The sequence below is a fragment of the Nocardioides marmoribigeumensis genome, assembly GCF_031458325.1.
Classification (GTDB): Bacteria; Actinomycetota; Actinomycetes; order Propionibacteriales; family Nocardioidaceae; genus Marmoricola_A; species Marmoricola_A marmoribigeumensis.
Window position 1 is genome coordinate 1,076,615 of record NZ_JAVDYG010000001.1, and the last position, 18,465, is coordinate 1,095,079.

Here is an 18,465-nt window from a genome sequence, read left to right on the forward strand (position 1 = left end):
CTCAGCCGGTGCCGTCGGGACGCGCGGCGGCGGCGGCGCTCAGCTCGGTGTAGGCGGTCTCGGCGGCCTGCTGCTCCGCCTCCTTCTTGGACCGGCCCACGCCGAGGCCGTAGAGGCGCTCACCCACCCGCACCTGGGCGGTGAAGGTCTTGGCGTGGTCGGGGCCCTCGTCGGAGATGACGTACTCCGGGACGCCCGAGCTGAGCTGGGCCGTCAGCTCCTGGAGGCTGGTCTTCCAGTCCAGGCCCGCGCCCATGCGGGCGGCGTTGCGCATGACCGGGTCGAAGAGCAGGTGCACGACCTGACCGGCGACCTCGAAGCCGCCGGAGAGGTAGACCGCGCCGATGACCGCCTCGACGGTGTCGGACAGGATCGAGGCCTTGGTGCGGCCCCCGGTGATCTCCTCGCCACGGCCGAGCTTGACGTGCTCGCCGAGGCCGATGGTGCGGGCCACGTCGGCCAGCGCGCGGGCGTTGACCACCGCGGCGCGGAGCTTGGCCAGCCGACCCTCGGAGAGGTCGGGGTGGTCGGTGTAGAGGGTCTCGGTGACGACCACGCCGAGCACGGCGTCGCCCAGGAACTCCAGCCGCTCGTTGGTCGGCAGGCCGCCGTTCTCGTAGGCGTAGGAGCGGTGCGTCAGGGCGCGCTCGAGCAGGTCGGCGTCCACGTGGGGATCACCGAGCGCCTGGCGCAGGTCGGGGTAGTTGCCCCCCGAGGAGTCGGACGAGTCCGACCCGGCCGCCACCGACGTCACCGCCGGACCGTCAGAGAACCGGCCGGCGGTTGTTGCGGGCGCCGTACTGCCCGCAGGAGGGGCACGCGCGGTGCGGCAGGTGCTTGGCGCCGCAGGCGGGGTTGGCGCAGGTCGCCAGGGCGGGCGCGCTCGCCTTCCACTGCGAACGGCGGTGGCGGGTGTTGCTGCGCGACATCTTCCGCTTCGGGACGGCCACGATGTGCTCCTCGTCTTGCTGGGGTCGTGCGGGCTGGTGCTGCGGGGTGCTGCTCGTTCGTGCGGTGCTGCTGGTGCTGCTGGTGCTGCTGCGTCTACTGGTCCTTCGGGTCCTTCGGGTCCTGCTGGTCCCGCGCCAGGCCCTGCAGGGCTGCCCAGCGTGGGTCGATCTGGTCCTCGTGACCGTGCTCCGGATCGTCCGCGAGCCGGGCGCCGCACTCGACGCACAGCCCCGGGCAGTCCTCCCGGCACAGCGGCTGGAACGGTAGCGCAAGCACGACCGCATCGCGAAGCGGTGGCTCCAGGTCGAGCAGGTCGCCCTCGAGCCGGCTGGTCTCGTCGTCCTCGTCCCCGGCGGCTTCCCGCGCGGACTCCTCGTCGTCGTACACGAAGAGCTCCACGAGGTCGACCGTCACCTCGTCGGTGACCGGGTCCAGGCACCGCACGCACTCCCCGCGCAGCTCGGCGCGAGCCGTGCCGGTGACCAGGACGCCCTCGACGACCGCCTCGAGCCGCAGGTCGAGGTCGACCGGCGAGCCCTCGGGGACGGAGAGGACCTCGATCCCGAGATCTGCCGGTGCCGGCACCGAGGTGGCCACGTGACGCTCGGTCCCCGGCCGTCGGCCGAGGTCACGAGTGTCGAGCACGAGCGGCGCTCGTCGGTCGAGACGCACGGCACAACCTTCGGATCACGGCGGACAGATCACGGCCCTCGCATCGTCAGACGCCACGAGGACCGTCGTCCATCGTATCGCCGGACCCCCGGACGGCCAAAACGCCGGGTGCAGTTTCACTAGGTACCTAGTGAAACTGTCACTTCCCGAGCGAAGTTTCGCTCGGGGAGCGAGAACTTCACTAGGTACCTAGTGAAACCGTCAGCCCCGCTCCGCCAGCCGGGTGCGGAGGCGCTCCAGGACGTGGGGCGGCACGAGGGCCGAGACGTCGCCGCCGAAGGTCGCGACCTCCTTGACCAGGGAGGAGGCGAGGAAGGAGTACTCCGGGCTGGTCGGCATGAAGACCGTCTCGACCGGCGACAGGCTGGAGTTCATCTGGGCCATCTGGAGCTCGTAGTCGAAGTCGCTGACCGCGCGCAGGCCCTTGACGATCGCGCTGACCCCGCGCTCCTCGCAGAAGTCGGTGAGCAGCCCGGTGAACCCCGCGACCACGACGTTGTCCCACGGAGCGACGGCCTCGGTGAGCATCTCCAGCCGCTCCTCGGCGGTGAACAGCCGGTTCTTGGACTTGTTGACCCCGACCGCGACGATCACCTCGTCGAAGAGGGCGGAGGCACGGCCGACGATGTCGATGTGACCGTTGGTGACGGGGTCGAAGGACCCGGGGCAGGCGGCGCGTCGCACCCCGCGACGCTACCAGCGCGCGTAGGCCAGCGACGTCTCGCCGTACGCCTTGACCTTGCCGGGCTCGTAGCCCTCCGGCCAGGCGACCGGCGCGCTGCGCGAGGAGCGCTCGACCACGACCAGCGAGTCCTCGGCCAGCCACCCCCGCCGGGCCAGGACCAGCAGGTCCGCGACCACGTCCTCCGTCGCCAGGGAGTACGGCGGGTCGCTGAAGACCACGTCGTACGGCGAGGGCTCGTGGTCGGTGAGGTGGGTCCGGACCGACCGGGTCACCACCTCGAGCCGCAGCCCGAGGGACTCGGCGTTGCGCCGGATGAGCTGGGCGGTGCGCACGTCGTGCTCGACGGCGGTCGCGGCGGCCGCGCCCCGGGACAGCGCCTCGAGGCCGATCGCCCCCGAGCCGGCGTAGAGGTCGAGCACGCGCAGGCCCGACCACACCCCCATGCGGGACTCGACCGCGGAGAAGAACGCCTCGCGCACACGGTCGGACGTCGGCCGGGTGCGGTCGCCGCGCGGTGTCTGGAGCCGGCGGCCCCCGGCGGTGCCGCCGATGATGCGGGTCATGTCTTGTCCAGGTAGGCGGCCGCCTCCTGGAGCGAGGCGACGGCGGCGGCCAGGGCGGGCGCGTGGGACAGGGTGGGGTCCTCCTCGACGATGGCGCTCGCGAGGTCGCGGGCGCGCTCGATGACGTCGCCGTCGCGGGCCACCGAGAGCAGGCGCAGGGTGCGGCGACGGCCGGACTGGTTGCTGCCGAGCACGTCGCCCTCGTGGCGCAGCTCGAGGTCGAGGTCGGCCAGCGCGAACCCGTCGGTCGTGCTCGCCACCGCCTCGAGGCGCTGCCGTGACCCGGAGGCGGCGGCCGCGTGGGTCACCAGGAGGCACAGGCCGGGGTGGCCTCCGCGGCCGACCCGGCCGCGCAGCTGGTGGAGCTGGGAGATGCCGAAGCGGTCGGCGTCGAGCACGACCATCGTGGTGGCGTTGCCGACGTCGACGCCGACCTCGACCACGGTCGTGCAGACCAGCACGTCGACCTCGCCCGCGGCGAAGCGGCTCATCGCGGAGTCCTTGGCCTCGGGCGTCAGCCGGCCGTGGAGCACGTCGACGCGCAGGCCCGCCAGCTGCTCCTGGGCGAGACCGACCGCGACCTCCTCCACCGCGGCGAGGGGCCGCTTGTCGCCCGAGGACCCGGCCGGTCCGTCGTCAAGGTCGGCGGGGTCGGCGGGCTCCTCCTCGTCGCCGGTGATGCGGGGGCAGAGGACGTAGGCCTGCCGCCCGGTGGCCACCTCCTCGCGCACGCGCGCCCAGACCCGGTCGGCCCAGCCCGGCTGGTCGGCGAGGGGTACGACGGTCGTCTGGATCGGCGCGCGGCCCGCGGGCAGCTGCCGCAGCGCGGAGGTCTCGAGATCGCCGAAGACCGTCATCGCGACGGTGCGCGGGATCGGGGTCGCGGTCATCACGAGCACGTGGGGCGGGTCCTCGGCCTTGGCCGTGAGGGCGGCCCGCTGCTCGACCCCGAAGCGGTGCTGCTCGTCGACGACCACGAGACCGAGGTCGGCGAACTGGACCTTGTCCTCGAGCAACGCGTGGGTGCCGACCACGATCCCGGCCCGGCCCGAGGCGGCGTCGAGCATCGCCTCCTTGCGCGCCGTCGCACCGAGCGACCCGGTGAGCAGCGCGACCGTCGTGGCGTGCTCGTGGCCGCCGAGCATGTCGCCGGCCGCGAGGTCGCCGAGCATGCGGGTGATCGAGCGGTGGTGCTGCTGGGCGAGCACCTCGGTCGGGGCCAGCAGCGCGGCCTGTCCCCCGGAGTCCACGACGCGCAGCATCGCGCGCAGCGCGACGACGGTCTTGCCGGAGGCGACCTCGCCCTGCAGGAGGCGGTGCATCGGGTGGTCGCGGGCCAGGTCGGCGAGGATCTCGGCCTCGACCTCGCGCTGGCCCTCGGTGAGCTCGAAGGGCAGCCGCTCGTCGAAGGCGTCGAAGAGGCCTCCGGCGCGCCCGGGCCGTGGCCGCGCCTGGACCCCGGCCGCCTCGTGGCGCCGCTGGGCCAGGGCGACCTGGGCGGTCAGGGCCTCGTCGAGCTTGAGCCGGTGGGCCGACGCCCACCACTGCTTCTCGGTGGTCGGCCGGTGGATGCCCTCGATCGCGGCGTGGGTCGGCATCAGGTCGGGCGGGAGGTGCTGGGGCGGCAGCAGGTCGGGCAGCGGGTCCACCACGTCGAGGGCCACCCGCACCGACCGCATGATCTGCCAGGACGTGACCTTGCCCCGGGTCGGGTAGATCGGGAGCAGCCCCTCGAGCAGCTCGGTCTCGCCGACCTCGACGTCGGGGTTGACCAGCTCCCACCGGCTCTTGAAGCGGTTCCACTTGGCCTCGCCCGCCGCCAGGAGCTTGGTGCCGCGGACCAGCTGGCGGCGGCGCCACTCGGCCTGGCTGGACCTCGGCTCGAAGAACGTCATGCCCAGCTGGCCGTCCGCGAGCGAGGTGGTCACCTCCACCCGCCAGCCGAGGCGGCCGGTGCGCTTGTTGCGGAAGTCGTAGACGGTGGCGGTGTCGGTGGTGACGACGAGGTTGACCCGCGCCCCCTCCTCGAGGTCCTCCACGCGGCTCACCGCCCCGGCGGCCACGAAGGTGCGGGGGTACCACCGCAGCAGGTCGCCGACCGTCGACATCTCGAGGTCCTTGAGCTTGGCGACGGCCTTGGCGTCACCGATGACGCCGACGAGCTTGTCGTCCCACCCGGGCACGGTCCGGTCCTCCCTACTCCACGCCGATCAGGACCGGGTAGCGGTCCTGACCCCCGTCGTACACCAGGACGTCGACAGTCGGGTGCTCGCGCTCGAGGTAGGACGCGAGCCGAGCGGCGACCTCCTCGCCACCGATGCCCGAGATCAGCGTCACCAGCTCGCCGCCGCCGCCGAGCAGCCGCTCGAGCACGGAGACACCGACCTCGACCTGGTCGCGCCCCACGACGCGGAAGTCGCCCTCCACCGCGCCCAGCACGTCGCCGGGCTCGCAGGGGCCCGCGGTCGTCATCGCCCGGCGTACGGCGACGGTCACCGCGCCGGACCGCGCGTGCCGTGCCGCGGCACTCATCTCGACGAGGTCCTGCTCGAACTCGCGACCCGGCTCGTGCACCGCGAGCGCGGCCATGCCCTGCACCTGCGTCGGGGTCGGTACGACGGCCACGCGCGTGCCGTCCTCCTCCAGGGCGAGGCGCGCGGCCGCCTCGGCGGTCGGGACGACGTCGTGGGCGTTGGGGAGCACGACGACCTCGCCCGCCCCGGTCTCGCGGATCGCGGTGAGCAGCTCGCCGGTCGAGGGACGCGCGTCGCGACGCGCCTCGAGGACCACCGCACCGGCCTCGCGGAGCAGGGCGGCGAGCCCGTCCCCGACGGCCACCACGACGACCGCACGGCCACGACGGCGGTTGGCCGCCTCGGCCGCGGCCTCGACCTGCTCGGCGAAGTGGGTGACCCGGATGCGGTGGGGGCGGCCGGCCTCGATGCCGGCCTCGACGGCCGCGCCGACGTCGTCGACGTGCACGTGGACGTTCCACAGCCCCTCGCCGCCGACCACGACGAGCGAGTCGCCGAGCGGGTCGAGCGCCGCGCGGAGGGTGGGGATCGCCTCGTCGTCGGCGTCGAGGAGGTACATCACCTCGTAGGCGGGCCCGCCCTCGGTCAGGTCGCCCTCGGGGAGCTCGGCGGCCGGGAGCGCGATCGTCCGCCGGGTCCGGCGGTCACCGGCGGAGACCAGTGCCTTGCGCCCGGTGTAGGCCGCCAGCGCGGCCTCGAGCACCAGGCACAGCCCCCGCCCGCCGGCATCGACCACCCCGGCCCGGCGCAGGACCTCCAGCTGGTCGGGCGTGCGCGCGAGGGCGTCGTACGCCGCCCCGACCGCGGCCTCGATGACCCCCGCCGTGCGCAGCACCGGGTCCTGGACCGCCACCTCGGCGGCCTCGGCCGCCGCCCGCGCGACCGAGAGGATCGTGCCCTCGACGGGCCGGCCGACCGCGGAGTAGGCCGCCTCCACGGCGTCGTGCATGCCGCCGGCGAAGATCGCGGCCGCCCGCTCCCCCGGCTCGGCCGCGCCGATGCGGCGGAACAGCGCCCCCACCAGCTGGCTCATGATCACCCCGGAGTTGCCGCGCGCGCCGAGCAGCAGCCCCCGGGAGTAGGCGGCGATCGACGGCGCGAGCGTCGCGGCGTCCTCTCCGCCCTGCTCCTCCAGCGAGGACTTGAGCGCGTGGTGGGCGGCCTGGAACGTGAGGAACAGGTTGGTGCCGGTGTCCCCGTCGGGCACGGGATAGACGTTGAGCGCGTCGATCTCCTCGCGCGCGTCGCGCAGGGCGTCACGCACCAGCCGGGAGAACCGCACCAGGGGCGGCACCACGAAGCCCTCGTCGGCGGAGCTCGGTCGGGTGGGCGCCCCGGCGGCCGAGTCGTCGTCCACCGGGGGCCTCCGTGGGGTCGTGGCAGGATCGGGATCGGGCCCCGTGGTCGTCGCCGATTGGCTTCGGCCGCGGGGCATCGGATACGCTAGCGCGGTTGTCCGGTCGTGGATCGGACCCCGAATCTGATCGCCAGCAAGACTTCAGGAGTTCACGGTGGCTGCCGTCTGCGACATCTGCGCCAAGGGCCCCGGCTTCGGCAACAACCGGCCGTGGTCGCGCAAGATCACGAAGCGTCGCTTCGACCCCAACATCCAGCGCGTTCGTGCCAAGGTCAACGGCACCCCCAAGCGCCTCAACGTGTGCACCGGCTGCCTCAAGGCCGGCAAGGTCACTCGCTGACCTGAGCACCACCGCTCGAGCCCCGTCCCGACCCGGGCGGGGCTCTTTGCTGTGCCTCGGCGCAAGCCCGGGCGCACCCCAGCCGCTCGGCGTACTCCGACGTACGCGCTGGACAAATCGGACATCAGCCACGCGTACGTCGGAGTACGCGCGGCGGGCGGGCCGGCGGGCGCGGCGGGCGGGCGGGCGCGGCGGGCGGGCCGGCGGGCGCGCCGGGCCGGCGGGGGTCAGAAGTGGCGCCAGCCCTGCTCGCCGTCGTACGCCGACCCGTCGACCGTGACCGTCCCGGCCTCGGCGTCGGGCCCGGGCTCGGAGACCGAGCCGATCACCGTCCACCCGTCCGGCACCGCCGAGGCCGAGGGGAAGGTGGCTGTGAGGGGGTGGTCGTCGCCGCCGGCGAGCACGAACGTCAGCGGGTCGGTGCCCGTCGCGGCGCCCACGGCCTGCAGGGGCTCGGCGACCGGGAGGGCGGCCGAGGTGAGGTCGACCACGACCCCGCTGGCCCGCGCCACGTGGCCGAGGTCGGCGAGCAGCCCGTCGGAGACGTCGACCATCGCGGTCGCACCGGCGAGCAGCGCCTCCGGTCCGGCGTCGTAGGGCACCTCGGGCCGGCGGTAGGCCTCGACCACGGCCCGCGGTGAGCGGAACCCGCGCGAGAGCACGGCCAGCCCCGCCGCGGCCCAGCCCTGGCGGCCGACCAGCGCGACCACGTCGCCCGGGCGGGCGCCGCTGCGCAGCACGGGGGCACCCCCCGCGTGCCCGATCGCGGTCACCGAGACCACCAGCACGTCGCCACGGGTCAGGTCGCCCCCCACCACGCTCGACCCGACGAGGTCGCACTCCTCCGCCAGCCCCGCGGCGAGTCCCTGCGCCCACGACAGCGGCAGGTCGGCCGGGGCCACGAGACCGACGGTGACCGCGGTCGTCGTACCTCCCATGGCGTTGAGGTCCGACAGGCTCTGCGCGGCGGCGCGACGGCCCACGTCCTCGGCGGTGGCCCAGTCGCGGCGGAAGTGGCGGCCCTCGACGAGCACGTCGGTGGAGACGAGCACGTCGCCCGGCACCCGCACGACGGCGGCGTCGTCGCCGGGGCCCACCACCACGGCGGAGGACTGGGCGAACAGCGCGGTGAACGCGGCGATGGCGCCGAACTCACCGGCGTCGGCGAGGGTGGCGTCGGGCGGGTGGGACGAGGTCACAGGCAGCTCTCCGAGGCGGTGGTGTGCTTCTTGACGGCGGTGGACAGGTCGGCCAGGGCGGCGGCGGGCGGGAAGTACTCCTTGGGCAGGCGCACCTCGACGTCGACGTCGCGGAACAGCGTGGTCATGGTGAGGTCCTCGGCGCCGTCGGCCTGCATCTGCTCGTCGGGGATGAACCAGCCGACCCCGTTGACGACGGTGCAGGAGGCCTCGGCGACGTAGCCCTTCGGCCGGCCGACCCCGCAGGTCAGCACGATCGCGGGGTCTCCCCACGCGGCGCCGAGGGCGTCGTCGGGCGAGACCGCGCGGGCCTCCTGGTCGTCCACCGCGGACGGCAGCGCGTCGACCAGGGCGCGGCACCTCGCCTCGGCCCTGCCGGAGAGCGAGGGTCCGTCGATCGACACGGCACCGGACCCGCAGCCGGTCAGGAGGCCGAGGGCGAGCAGGCACACGGCAACGCCCCGGGCCGGTGGCCCGAGGCGCGCAGGGAGGTACGACGGGGAGCGGGTCCCGCGTCGCGTCCGGTCAGATGTGGACGACAGGGCAGGTCAGCGTGCGGGTGATGCCGGGGATGGACTGCACGTTGGCCACGACCAGCTTGCCGAGCTCGTCGACGTCGTCGGCCTCCGCGCGCACGATCACGTCGTAGGGACCGGTGACGTCCTCGGCGAGGGTGATGCCCTTCATGTCACGGATGGCGCTGGCGACCTCACCGGCCTTGCCGTTGTCGGTCTGGATCAGGATGAACGCCTGGGCGGTCATGGGACTCCTTCAGGGGGATCGGCGGCGCGTGTGGGGGCCGCGCGCGCCCAACCTAACGCAGCCCGGTGGGCCGCTCCAGGGCCAGTCGGACCAGGCGGTCGACCAGGTCGGCGTAGGCCAGGCCGCTGGCGGCCCACATCCGGGGGAACATCGAGGTCGGGGTGAAGCCGGGCATCGTGTTGATCTCGTTGATCACCAGGGAGCCGTCGGGCAGGAGGAAGAAATCGACCCGGGCCAGGCCCTCGCACTCCACGGCCTCGAAGGCCGAGACCGCGAGCCGCTGGATCTCGTCGGCCACCTCGTCGTCCAGGTCGGCCGGCACGTCGAGGCGGGTGGCCTGCTCGGGGAGGTACTTCGCCTCGAAGTCGTAGAAGTCGTGCTCGTCGTCGACCACGATCTCGGCCACCACGCTGGCCTCGGCCGGGTCGTCACCGAAGGAGTCGAGGACGCCGCACTCGACCTCGCGGGCACCGTCGCCGGCGTAGGACTCGACCAGCACCTTGGGGTCCCAGCGCTGCGCCTCGGCCATCGCCTCGTCGAGCTCGTCGGCGGAGCGGACCTTGCTGATGCCGATGCTCGAGCCACCTCGGGCGGGCTTGACGAAGACCGGGAAGCCCAGCGCCTCGACCTCCGCCCGCACACCGGCGGCGTCGGTGCGCCACCGCGCGGCGGGGACGACGACGTAGGGCAGCACCGGGAGGCCCGCGGACTCCAGCACCACCTTCATGAAGTGCTTGTCCATGCCCACGGCGGAGGCGGTGACCCCCGACCCGACGTAGCGCACGTCGGCGATCTCCATCAGGCCCTGGATCGTGCCGTCCTCGCCCCACGGCCCGTGGAGCACGGGGAACACGACGTCGACGCTGTCGAGCGCCTGGGGGGCCTGGCCGGGCTCGTGCACCGACAGCGAGCCGTCGGCGGCGTCGTGGTGCACCGACAGCACGGGCCGCGTGGTGTCGACCTCGGGCAGCTGGTCGGGCCCGGCGATCGCCAGGCGCGAGACGTCGCCGGACTCGAGCACCCAGCGGCCGTCACGAGCGATGCCGATCGGCACCACGTCGTACTGCTCGGGATCGAGGGCGGCGAGCACGCTGCCCGCGGTCACGCAGGAGATCGCGTGCTCGCTGGAACGGCCGCCGAAGAGGACGGCGACACGGGGCTTGCGCGGGGCGGCGCTCTCGTCGTTCTGTGCTGGCATGGTGGCCCGACCCTACCGGCGCCCGACGGGCTCCTAGGGTTGACGACATGCCCGACCTGCCCGACGTCCAGCACCCCCTCTCCCCCGCGACCCTCGCCGTCACAGCGGGGCGCCCGCCGCACGAGCCCGACCGGCCGCTCAACGAGCCGATCACGATGGCCTCGACGTACGTCGCGGGAGGCGACCGCGAGTACGGCCGCTACGCCAACCCGTCGTGGACCGCCTTCGAGGAGGCCCTCGGCGCGCTCGAGGGGGGCCGGTGCCTGGCGTTCTCCTCCGGGCTGGCCGCGGTCGACACGCTGCTCGACCTCGTGGGCCAGGGAGGGGTCGTGGTGGCGCCGCGCCACTCCTACAACGGCACGATCATGCAGCTGGCCGACCTGGAGTCCCGCGGCCGCCTGAAGGCGCACCTGGTCGACGTCCTGGACACCGACGCGGTGGTGGCGGCGTGCGCGGACGCGGACCTGGTCTGGATGGAGTCGCCCACCAACCCGGCGCTGGAGGTGGTCGACCTCCCGCGGGTCATCGAGGCGGCCCACGAGGCCGGTGCCAACGTCGTGGTCGACAACACCTTCGCGACCCCGCTGCTGCAGCAGCCGCTGGCCCTCGGCGCCGACGTGGTGATCCACTCCGCGACGAAGTTCATCGCCGGTCACAGCGACGTGGTGATCGGCGCGCTGGTGACCCGCCACGACGAGCTGCACGACGTGCTCAAGGCCCGGCGCGACCTGATCGGCAACTCCCCCGGACCGTTCGAGGCCTGGCTCGCGCTCCGCGGCCTGCGCACCCTGCACGTGCGCCTGGAGCGCGCGTGCGCCAACGCCGCCGAGCTGGTCCGGCGCCTCGAGCAGCACCCGGCGGTGGCGGAGGTGCGCTATCCCGGCTGGGGCGCGATCGTCTCGCTGGTGACCGCGGGCGGGGCACCGGCGGCCGACGTGCTCACCCACTCGACGTCGCTGTGGGTGCACGCGACCAGCCTCGGCGGGGTCGAGTCCACCTTCGAGCGGCGGCGGCGCTGGAAGCTCGAGGCACCGACCATCCCCGACGGGCTGGTGCGGCTCAGCGTCGGCATCGAGGACGTCGAGGACCTGTGGCGCGACCTGGCGCAGGCCCTGGACCGCGCGTCGCAGGTCGGCGACGGCGCGCCCGCCGTCGGGTCCAGTGCGACGATGGGCCCATGACGGTCATCAAGATCAACGCGATCACGGTCGACCCCGACAGCGGCGACGAGCTCGCGCACCGCTTCGCCGCTCGCGCCGGCGCGGTCGACGACCAGGACGGCTTCGAGGGCTTCGAGCTGCTCAAGCCGGCCGACGACCGCAACGTCTGGCTCGTCCTCACGCGCTGGCGCGACGAGGAGTCGTTCCAGGCGTGGCTCGGGTCCAACGCGTTCGGTCGGGGACACCAGGGTGCCGGCGGTGCCGAGGGTGGCACGGGCCACGGCCACGGCGGGGGGCAGCAGCCGGTCGCCAAGGGCGCCGAGCTGTGGTCCTACGAGGTGGCGGGGGGCTCACCCGGCCGAGGCTGACAGCCGGGTCGCCGGCGTCGGACTCGACCAGGAGGCCACTGACCCGGGCCGCGTCGTCGCGCTGCTCGAGCACGCCGAGCAGGTCGCGCTCGGCGTACGCCTCGTGCCAGGCGTGCCAATCGGTGCGGGCCGTGCCCACCTCAGTCGCGCTCGTGCTTGGTGTCGCGGCTGAGGAAGCTGCCCATCATCTCGTCGACGGTGCGCTCGCCGACGACGACGCCGTGGACGCCCTCGGCCATCGGCGCGTAGACGTCGTGGCGGGCGGCCAGCGCGAGGATCGACCCGCAGGACTTGACGCCCTCGGCCACCTGACGGGTCGAGGCGGTGATCTCCTCGGTCGTCATCCCCTGGCCGAGCTTCTCGCCGAACGTGCGGTTGCGCGAGAGCGGCGAGGAGCACGTCGCGACCAGGTCACCCATGCCGGCGAGCCCCATGAGCGTGAGCGGGTCGGCGCCGAGCTCCATCGCGAGGCGGGCCGTCTCGGCCAGGCCGCGCGTGATGAGCGAGGCCGTGGTGTTGTCACCGAAGCCCTTGCCCACCGCCATCCCGACGGCCAGCGCGATGACGTTCTTGTAGGCGCCGCCCAGCTCGGTGCCGATCACGTCGACCGAGGAGTAGGGCCGGAAGCTCGAGGTGTGCATGGCCTCCCGCAGCCGCGAGGCGACCTCCTCGTCGGCGCACGCGACGACGCTGGCAGCGGGCTCCCTCGCGGCGATCTCGCGGGCCAGGTTGGGGCCGGAGAGGACGGCGATGCGCTCGGGGCCGGCACCGGTCACCTCGGCGATCACCTCGCTCATGCGCTTGATCGTGCCGAGCTCGACGCCCTTCATCAGGGAGACCAGCGGGGCGTCGGGAGGCAGGGCGGCCGCCCAGTCCTCGAGGTTGGCGCGCAGGGTCTGGGACGGGACCGCGAGCACCACGAAGTCGGCGCCCGACGCGACCTCGGAGGGGTCGTGGCCGGCCCTGATGCTGCTCGGCAGCTCGATGCCGGGGAGGTAGTCGGCGTTCTCGTGCGTCTCGTTGATCGTGGTGCACAGCTCCTCGCGCCGCGCCCAGATGCTCACCTCGTGGCCCGCGTCGGCGAGCACCAGCGAGAACGCCGTGCCCCACGACCCTGCCCCGAAGACCGCCACCTTGCTCACGCGTCGCCCACTCTCCTCATCCGGTCCTCCTGCGCGCGGCGCGCTTGTCGGTGTGCGGGTTGCCGATGGTCCGCACGCCCGCGCGACGCGGGTCGAAGCGCTCGGCCGGCGCCTTCTCGCCGCGGACCTGCTCGAGCAGCGCGGTGATCGCGGCCATGATGCGGTCGGTCGCCTCGTGGATGGTCTCGGGGGTGACCGGACGAGCCCGCAGGTCCTCGAGGTCGACCGGGTCCCCCACCAGCATGTCGATCCGGGTCGGGGGGAACAGGCGCGGCTTGGCGGAGTAGGGGTAGAGCAGGTGGTGCGCGCCCCACTGCGCCACGGGTACGACGGGCGCTCCGCTCGCCAGCGCGATGCGGGCCGCGCCGGTGCGCCCGACCATCGGCCACAGGTCGGGGTCGCGGGTCAGCGTCCCCTCGGGGTAGACGATCACCGCCTTGCCCTCCTCGACCGCGGCCACCGCGCTGGTGAACGCCTGCGAGGCGTCGTCGCTCTCGCGGTGGACGGGGATCTGGCCCATGTCGCGCAGCAGCCAGCCCAGGACGCGGATGCGGAAGAGCCCGTCCTTGGCGAGGTAGCGCGGAAGGCGTCCGTGGTCCCACATGAAGTGGGCGAACGTGACCGGGTCGACGTGCGAGACGTGGTTGGCCACCACCACGACTCCCCCGGTCTCGGGCAGCTTGGTGCCCTCGCGCCAGCGGTGCCGCGTGAAGGTCCACAGCAGCGGCTTGAGCAGCATGACTCCGATGGTGAAGCCGATGCCCTTGTGCTCCCGCATCGGTCGTGGCTTGGCCACTGCGACCTCCCTCCGACGTCCCGTCCGTCCAGTGGGGAGACGATATCGCCCGGCCCGCCGCCGACGGAGGCGCAGCACCGCGTCGGCGCACCGGCTGGCAGGATCGGCACGATGACCGAGCCCACGCAGCGATCCGACGGCACCTCACCGGTGGCCGCGGGCTCGTGGGCCGCGGTGCTGCCGGTCAAGCCGTTCGTCCGCGCCAAGTCACGGTTGGCGGCCCTCGGCGACGAGGTCAGGCGCGACCTGGTCGCGGCGTTCGCCCAGGACACGATCGAGGCGCTGCTCGACTCCCGCCGCGTGGGGCTCGTCGTGGTGGTCACCGACGAGGTCGGCCTCGGCCGCGCCCTCGCGGGGACCGGCGCGGTCGCCGTACCCGAAGGACATGGGGGCGACCTCAACGCGACGCTGGTGCAGGGCGCAGCGGAGGCCGCACGACGGCGACCGGACCTGCACCCGCTCGCGGTCTGCGCCGACCTCCCCGCGCTGAGGGGCGAGGCGATGGACGGCTTCCTGTCGTCGCTGCCCGACGGCGGTGACGGCTGGTTCGTGCCCGACGCCGCGGGGACCGGGACGACGACCTACCTCGCGGTCGACCTGGCGCGCTTCGCACCGTGCTTCGGACACGGCTCGGCGCAGGCCCACCGCGCCGGCGGTGCGCTCGACGTCGGCGACGCCGCGCCCGGGGTCCTCCGACGTGACGTCGACACCCCCGAGGACCTGGCCCAGGCGATCGCCCTGGGTGTGGGCGAGCACACCCGGTGGGCCGTCACGCGCCACCGTCTCTGAGCAGGACCGCCGGACAGCACGAACGGGCCGGCCCCGCAGGGCCGGCCCGTTCGCGGTGCTTCAGGACTTCTTGGCGGTCTTCTTGGCCGGAGCCTTCTTGGCCGTGCTGCTGCTCGACTTCTTCGCCGCGCCGGTCTTCTTGGCGGGGGCCTTCTTGGCGGGCGCCTTCTTGGTCGCGCTGCTGGAGGTCTTCTTGGCCGTCGACTTCGCGGCACTCGACTTCTTGGCCGCGCCACCACTGGCCTTCTTGGCGGTGCTCGAGGACGAGCTCGAGGTCTTCTTGGCCGTCGACTTCGCCGCCGACTTGGTGGCGGTCGCCTTCGACGCGGTGGACTTCGCCGCCGACTTGGCCGGCGCCTTCTTGGCGGTGCTCGACGAGCTGGCCGTCGTCTTCTTGGAGGTCGCCTTCTTGGCGGCGTCCGCGGCCTTCTTCGCCGGAGCCGTTGCCCGCTTGGCCGCGCTCGCCGCCGCCTTGCCCGGGCCCGAGTTCTTCGCCGCGTCCGCCGCCTTGCGCGCCGGAGCCGTGGCCTTCTGCGCGGTCGGCAGCTTGGGGAGCTTCTTGGCGCCGGAGACGATCGCCTTGAGGTCGGCGCCCGCGGTGAACTTGGGGATCGCGGTCTTCTTGGCGCGCATGCGCTCGCCGGTCCGCGGGTTGCGCACCATCCGAGCCTCACGGATCTGCTTGCTGAACGAGCCGAAACCCGTGATGGCGACCTTCTCGCCCTTGGCCACCTCGCGTGTGATGACGTCGAGGACGCTCTCGAGCGCGTGCTGGGCCTGCTTGCGATTTCCCTCGTAACGCTGGGAGAGCGCGTCGATCAGCTGAGTCTTGTTCACTGGAATTCCCTTTCGTGAACGACTGTGGCCGGGCACCTTTCGCTCGGCGGATGTGAGGCACGCTAGGGAAAAGTGGGGTGTCTCACAACGATATGGGCCCGTTTCCCGCCTGTTTCCTGGGAATTCGGGCCTTTCGAGGCCCTCGGGAAGGCGAAAGCCCCACCACGGAAGGGTTTCCGGGATGGGGCCGTGGCCTCGCGTGCGCTACTGCGTGACCGGTTTCCAGCTCGGGCGACCGCTCTCGAAGTCCTTGATCCGGTCGTCGTGACTCAACGTGATGCTGATGTCGTCGAGGCCGTTGAGCAGGCGGTGACGCGTGTAGTCGTCGATCACGAACGGCGCCACGAGGTCGCCGGCGCGCACCTCGCGCTGCTCGAGGTCGACGGTCACCTCGACGGTCGGGTCGGCCTCGGTCAGCGCCCAGAGCTGCTCGACGACGTCCTGGCCGACCTGCGCGGCGAGGAGCCCCGCCTTGCCGGAGTTGCCGCGGAAGATGTCGGCGAAGCGGCTGGAGATCACGACCTTGAAGCCGTAGTCCATCAACGCCCACACGGCGTGCTCGCGCGAGGAGCCGGTGCCGAAGTCGGGACCCGCGACGAGGACCGAGACCCCTTCGCGCTCGGGCTGGTTGAGCACGAAGTCCGGGTCGTTGCGCCAGGCACCGAAGAGCCCGTCCTCGAAGCCGGTGCGCGTGACCCGCTTGAGGTAGACCGCCGGGATGATCTGGTCGGTGTCGACGTTGCTGCGTCGCAGTGGCAGGACGGTGCCGGTGTGCTGGGTGAAGGCGTCCATGTCGTTGTCCTCCTCAGGAGCCGGCGCTCAGCCGACGGGGGTCAGGTCGGCGGGACTGGCGAGGTGCCCGGCCACCGCCGTGGCGGCGGCGACCGGCACGGAGACGAGGTGGGTGCGACCGCCCTTGCCCTGCCGTCCCTCGAAGTTGCGGTTGGAGGTGGAGGCGCTGCGCTCACCGGGTGCGAGCTGGTCGGGGTTCATGCCCAGGCACATCGAGCACCCTGCCCCGCGCCACTCGGCACCGGCCTCGACGAAGACCTTGTCCAGGCCCTCCTCCTCGGCCTGGAGCCGCACGCGCACCGACCCGGGCACCACGAGCAGCCGCGTGTCCGGGGCGACCTTGCGTCCCTTGATCACCTCGGCGGCGAGACGCAGGTCCTCGATACGGCCGTTGGTGCACGAGCCCACGAAGACGGTGTCGACCTTGATCTCGCGCATCGGGGTGCCGGCGGTCAGACCCATGTACTCCAGCGCCTTCTGCGCCGCGACCTGGTCGGACTCGTCGGCGAAGTCGTCGGGCGACGGCACGCTCGCGCCGAGCGGGACGCCCTGCCCGGGGTTGGTGCCCCAGGTGACGAACGGAGTGACCTCGGCCGCGTCGAGGACGATCTCCTCGTCGAAGACGGCGTCGTCGTCGGTGACCAACGAGCGCCAGTGCGCGACCGCGGCGTCCCAGTCCTCGCCCTGCGGGGCCTCGGGCTTGCCCTGGATGTAGTCGAACGTGGTCTGGTCGGGGGCGATGAGGCCGGCCTTGGCACCCCACTCGATCGACATGTTGCAGACCGTCATGCGGCCCTCCATCGAGAGCTCCTCGATGGCCTGGCCGCGGTACTCCACGATGTAGCCCTGGCCGCCGCCGGTGCCCGTGCGGGCGATCAGCGTGAGGATCAGGTCCTTGGCGGTGACGCCCTCGGACAGCGAGCCGTTGACGGTGACCGCCATCATCTTCGGCTTCTGCTGCGGGAGCGTCTGCGTCGCCAGGACGTGCTCGACCTCGGAGGTGCCGATGCCGAAGGCGATCGCCCCGAACGCACCGTGGGTCGAGGTGTGCGAGTCACCGCACACGATCGTCATGCCGGGCTGGGTCAGGCCGAGCTGCGGCCCCACGACGTGCACGATGCCCTGCTCGACGTCGCCGAGCGGGTGCAGGCGCACGCCGAACTCCTCGGCGTTCCTGCGCAGGGTCTCGACCTGGGTGCGGCTGACCGGGTCGGCGATCGGCTGGTCCCAGTCGAGGGTCGGGACGTTGTGGTCCTCGGTGGCGAGGGTCAGGTCGGGCCGGCGGACCGTGCGGCCGGCCAGGCGCAGACCGTCGAAGGCCTGCGGGCTCGTGACCTCGTGGATGAGGTGCAGGTCGATGTAGAGGAGGTCGGGCTCTCCCTCAGCGGTGCGGACGACGTGCTCGTCCCAGACCTTCTGCGCCAGGGTCTTCCCCATGATGCGCTCCTCTCCTTCGGCTCTCCCGGCCGTGGGTGGACCGGGTGTGGTGACGGACACCCTGATGGTCGCTTGCATATCAGTATGCGAGACGGCATTATCAGAGTATGGACAACTCTAGCGGAGTCGGCGTTCTCGACAAAGCGGCCCTCGTGCTGACCGCCCTCGAGTCGGGCCCGGCGACCCTGGCCGGTCTGGTCACCGCCACCGGCCTGGCCCGTCCCACCGCCCACCGTCTCGCCGTGGCGCTGGAGCACCACCGCCTCGTCGCGCGCGACCTCCAGGGCCGCTTCGTCCTCGGCCCGCGGTTGGGCGAGCTCGCCGCCGCGGCCGGCGAGGACCGCCTGCTCGCCGCAGCCGGTCCCGTCCTGGCCCGGCTGCGCGACATCACCGGCGAGTCCGCCCAGCTGTGGCGCCGGCAGGGCGAGCACCGCATCTGCGTCGCCGCCGCCGAGCGCCCCTCCGGCCTGCGCGACACGATCCCCGTCGGCTCGCAGCTCACCATGCGCGCCGGCTCCGCGGCCCAGGTGCTGCTGGCCTGGGAGGAGCCGGAGAAGGCCAACCGGCTGCTGCAGACCGCCACCTTCGCGCCGACGGCGCTGACCGCCGTACGCCGTCGTGGCTGGTCGCAGTCGGTCGGTGAGCGAGAGGCCGGCGTCGCCTCGGTCTCCGCCCCGGTCCGCTCCCCCTCCGGCAAGGTCCTGGCGGCCGTCTCGGTCTCGGGCCCGCTCGAGCGCCTCACCCGCCAGCCCGGCCGCATCCACGCCCCGGCCGTCATGGCCGCCGCCGAGCGCCTCTCGGAATCCCTGCGCCGGGCCGCGGAGTAGCCCTCATCCCTCAGCGGCGCCCCCGGTCCGTGCAGAGCTCGGAGGTACGGCGGCCG

General features: G+C 73.1%; 21 protein-coding genes. 5 read left to right on the forward strand and 16 right to left on the reverse strand.

Annotated features, from left to right (window positions below):
- Position 1: 1 nt before the first annotated feature.
- The 7 genes from rnc to fakA all read right to left on the reverse strand — a co-directional run bounded on the left by rnc (position 2) and on the right by fakA (position 6,762).
- Positions 2 to 754 carry a ribonuclease III gene (gene rnc, locus J2S63_RS05185; protein ID WP_425573318.1) on the reverse strand — a complete coding sequence of 251 codons (753 nt, stop codon included), beginning with the start codon at positions 752 to 754 and terminating at the stop codon, positions 2 to 4.
- Between the two features lie 10 nt (positions 755 to 764).
- Positions 765 to 950, reverse strand: coding sequence for a 50S ribosomal protein L32 (gene rpmF, locus J2S63_RS05190; RefSeq protein ID WP_310299484.1), 186 nt, complete (start codon positions 948 to 950; stop codon positions 765 to 767).
- Positions 951 to 1,044: 94 nt separating this feature from the next.
- Complete coding sequence (locus J2S63_RS05195; protein ID WP_310299486.1) at positions 1,045 to 1,623, reverse strand: YceD family protein; 579 nt, start codon at positions 1,621 to 1,623, stop codon at positions 1,045 to 1,047.
- Between the two features lie 201 nt (positions 1,624 to 1,824).
- Entirely contained in the window at positions 1,825 to 2,307 is a 483-nt protein-coding gene (coaD, locus tag J2S63_RS05200) for a pantetheine-phosphate adenylyltransferase (protein WP_310299488.1), read from the reverse strand.
- A 9-nt stretch (positions 2,308 to 2,316) separates the two neighbouring features.
- Positions 2,317 to 2,871, reverse strand: a complete 555-nt coding sequence (gene rsmD, locus J2S63_RS05205) for a 16S rRNA (guanine(966)-N(2))-methyltransferase RsmD (RefSeq protein ID WP_310299490.1) — start codon at positions 2,869 to 2,871, stop codon at positions 2,317 to 2,319.
- Positions 2,868 to 5,054: an ATP-dependent DNA helicase RecG gene (locus J2S63_RS05210; RefSeq protein ID WP_310299492.1), complete on the reverse strand. Its 2,187-nt coding sequence runs from the start codon at positions 5,052 to 5,054 to the stop codon at positions 2,868 to 2,870. The genes rsmD and J2S63_RS05210 overlap by 4 nt, the downstream gene beginning before the upstream one ends.
- Positions 5,055 to 5,067: 13 nt before the next feature.
- The gene (gene fakA / locus J2S63_RS05215) at positions 5,068 to 6,762 is read right to left on the reverse strand and encodes a fatty acid kinase ATP-binding subunit FakA (protein ID WP_310299493.1); all 1,695 of its coding nucleotides are present in this window, start codon (positions 6,760 to 6,762) and stop codon (positions 5,068 to 5,070) included.
- Between the two features lie 154 nt (positions 6,763 to 6,916).
- Between fakA and rpmB the strand changes: the two genes are divergently transcribed.
- Complete coding sequence (gene rpmB / locus J2S63_RS05220; protein ID WP_310299495.1) at positions 6,917 to 7,102, forward strand: 50S ribosomal protein L28; 186 nt, start codon at positions 6,917 to 6,919, stop codon at positions 7,100 to 7,102.
- A gap of 227 nt (positions 7,103 to 7,329) precedes the next feature.
- Here the strand turns inward: rpmB and J2S63_RS05225 are convergent, their stop codons facing one another.
- The 4 genes from J2S63_RS05225 to J2S63_RS05240 form a co-directional block, all read right to left on the reverse strand.
- Positions 7,330 to 8,301 (reverse strand): thiamine-phosphate kinase, encoded by a 972-nt coding sequence (locus J2S63_RS05225; RefSeq protein WP_310299496.1) that lies wholly within the window; start codon positions 8,299 to 8,301, stop codon positions 7,330 to 7,332.
- Positions 8,298 to 8,753, reverse strand: coding sequence for a DUF3515 domain-containing protein (locus J2S63_RS05230; RefSeq protein WP_310299498.1), 456 nt, complete (start codon positions 8,751 to 8,753; stop codon positions 8,298 to 8,300). The genes J2S63_RS05225 and J2S63_RS05230 overlap by 4 nt, the downstream gene beginning before the upstream one ends.
- Positions 8,754 to 8,826: 73 nt before the next feature.
- Complete coding sequence (locus tag J2S63_RS05235) at positions 8,827 to 9,063, reverse strand: Lrp/AsnC family transcriptional regulator (RefSeq protein WP_310299500.1); 237 nt, start codon at positions 9,061 to 9,063, stop codon at positions 8,827 to 8,829.
- A 52-nt stretch (positions 9,064 to 9,115) separates the two neighbouring features.
- Positions 9,116 to 10,261 carry a D-alanine--D-alanine ligase family protein gene (locus tag J2S63_RS05240; protein ID WP_310299502.1) on the reverse strand — a complete coding sequence of 382 codons (1,146 nt, stop codon included), beginning with the start codon at positions 10,259 to 10,261 and terminating at the stop codon, positions 9,116 to 9,118.
- A 47-nt stretch (positions 10,262 to 10,308) separates the two neighbouring features.
- Here J2S63_RS05240 and J2S63_RS05245 point away from each other — a divergent pair, with 47 nt between their 5' ends.
- Positions 10,309 to 11,442: a trans-sulfuration enzyme family protein gene (locus tag J2S63_RS05245; protein ID WP_310299504.1), complete on the forward strand. Its 1,134-nt coding sequence runs from the start codon at positions 10,309 to 10,311 to the stop codon at positions 11,440 to 11,442.
- A complete protein-coding gene (locus J2S63_RS05250) occupies positions 11,439 to 11,789 on the forward strand; it encodes an antibiotic biosynthesis monooxygenase family protein (RefSeq protein ID WP_310299506.1) in 351 nt (116 codons plus the stop codon). Before J2S63_RS05245 ends, J2S63_RS05250 begins: the two co-directional genes overlap by 4 nt.
- 140 nt (positions 11,790 to 11,929) lie before the next feature.
- Here the strand turns inward: J2S63_RS05250 and J2S63_RS05255 are convergent, their stop codons facing one another.
- Together J2S63_RS05255 and J2S63_RS05260 are read right to left on the reverse strand one after the other, a co-directional pair.
- Complete coding sequence (locus J2S63_RS05255) at positions 11,930 to 12,931, reverse strand: NAD(P)H-dependent glycerol-3-phosphate dehydrogenase (protein WP_310299508.1); 1,002 nt, start codon at positions 12,929 to 12,931, stop codon at positions 11,930 to 11,932.
- 16 nt (positions 12,932 to 12,947) lie between these two features.
- On the reverse strand, positions 12,948 to 13,727 hold the full coding sequence (locus tag J2S63_RS05260; protein WP_310299510.1) for a lysophospholipid acyltransferase family protein: 780 nt from the start codon (positions 13,725 to 13,727) through the stop codon (positions 12,948 to 12,950).
- A 111-nt stretch (positions 13,728 to 13,838) separates the two neighbouring features.
- Here J2S63_RS05260 and cofC point away from each other — a divergent pair, with 111 nt between their 5' ends.
- The gene (gene cofC / locus J2S63_RS05265; RefSeq protein WP_310299512.1) at positions 13,839 to 14,516 is read left to right on the forward strand and encodes a 2-phospho-L-lactate guanylyltransferase; all 678 of its coding nucleotides are present in this window, start codon (positions 13,839 to 13,841) and stop codon (positions 14,514 to 14,516) included.
- A gap of 60 nt (positions 14,517 to 14,576) precedes the next feature.
- Here the strand turns inward: cofC and J2S63_RS05270 are convergent, their stop codons facing one another.
- The 3 genes from J2S63_RS05270 to leuC all read right to left on the reverse strand — a co-directional run bounded on the left by J2S63_RS05270 (position 14,577) and on the right by leuC (position 17,582).
- Positions 14,577 to 15,353, reverse strand: coding sequence for an HU family DNA-binding protein (locus J2S63_RS05270; protein ID WP_310299514.1), 777 nt, complete (start codon positions 15,351 to 15,353; stop codon positions 14,577 to 14,579).
- Positions 15,354 to 15,557: 204 nt separating this feature from the next.
- Positions 15,558 to 16,145 carry a 3-isopropylmalate dehydratase small subunit gene (leuD, locus tag J2S63_RS05275; protein ID WP_310299516.1) on the reverse strand — a complete coding sequence of 196 codons (588 nt, stop codon included), beginning with the start codon at positions 16,143 to 16,145 and terminating at the stop codon, positions 15,558 to 15,560.
- A 27-nt stretch (positions 16,146 to 16,172) separates the two neighbouring features.
- Positions 16,173 to 17,582, reverse strand: coding sequence for a 3-isopropylmalate dehydratase large subunit (leuC, locus tag J2S63_RS05280; RefSeq protein ID WP_310299517.1), 1,410 nt, complete (start codon positions 17,580 to 17,582; stop codon positions 16,173 to 16,175).
- A 107-nt stretch (positions 17,583 to 17,689) separates the two neighbouring features.
- Between leuC and J2S63_RS05285 the strand changes: the two genes are divergently transcribed.
- On the forward strand, positions 17,690 to 18,409 hold the full coding sequence (locus J2S63_RS05285; protein ID WP_310299519.1) for an IclR family transcriptional regulator: 720 nt from the start codon (positions 17,690 to 17,692) through the stop codon (positions 18,407 to 18,409).
- Positions 18,410 to 18,465 lie beyond the last annotated feature (56 nt).

Bases quoted from the DNA above. Each gene is read 5' to 3' on its own strand.
- rsmD (WP_310299490.1), bottom strand. From the start codon at position 2,871: ATGACCCGCATCATCGGCGGCACCGCCGGGGGCCGCCGGCTCCAGACA.
- J2S63_RS05235 (WP_310299500.1), bottom strand. From the start codon at position 9,063: ATGACCGCCCAGGCGTTCATCCTGATCCAGACCGACAACGGCAAGGCC.
- J2S63_RS05240 (WP_310299502.1), bottom strand. From the start codon at position 10,261: ATGCCAGCACAGAACGACGAGAGCGCCGCCCCGCGCAAGCCCCGTGTC.
- J2S63_RS05245 (WP_310299504.1), top strand. From the start codon at position 10,309: ATGCCCGACCTGCCCGACGTCCAGCACCCCCTCTCCCCCGCGACCCTC.
- J2S63_RS05250 (WP_310299506.1), top strand. From the start codon at position 11,439: ATGACGGTCATCAAGATCAACGCGATCACGGTCGACCCCGACAGCGGC.
- cofC (WP_310299512.1), top strand. From the start codon at position 13,839: ATGACCGAGCCCACGCAGCGATCCGACGGCACCTCACCGGTGGCCGCG.
- leuD (WP_310299516.1), bottom strand. From the start codon at position 16,145: ATGGACGCCTTCACCCAGCACACCGGCACCGTCCTGCCACTGCGACGC.
- leuC (WP_310299517.1), bottom strand. From the start codon at position 17,582: ATGGGGAAGACCCTGGCGCAGAAGGTCTGGGACGAGCACGTCGTCCGC.
- J2S63_RS05285 (WP_310299519.1), top strand. From the start codon at position 17,690: ATGGACAACTCTAGCGGAGTCGGCGTTCTCGACAAAGCGGCCCTCGTG.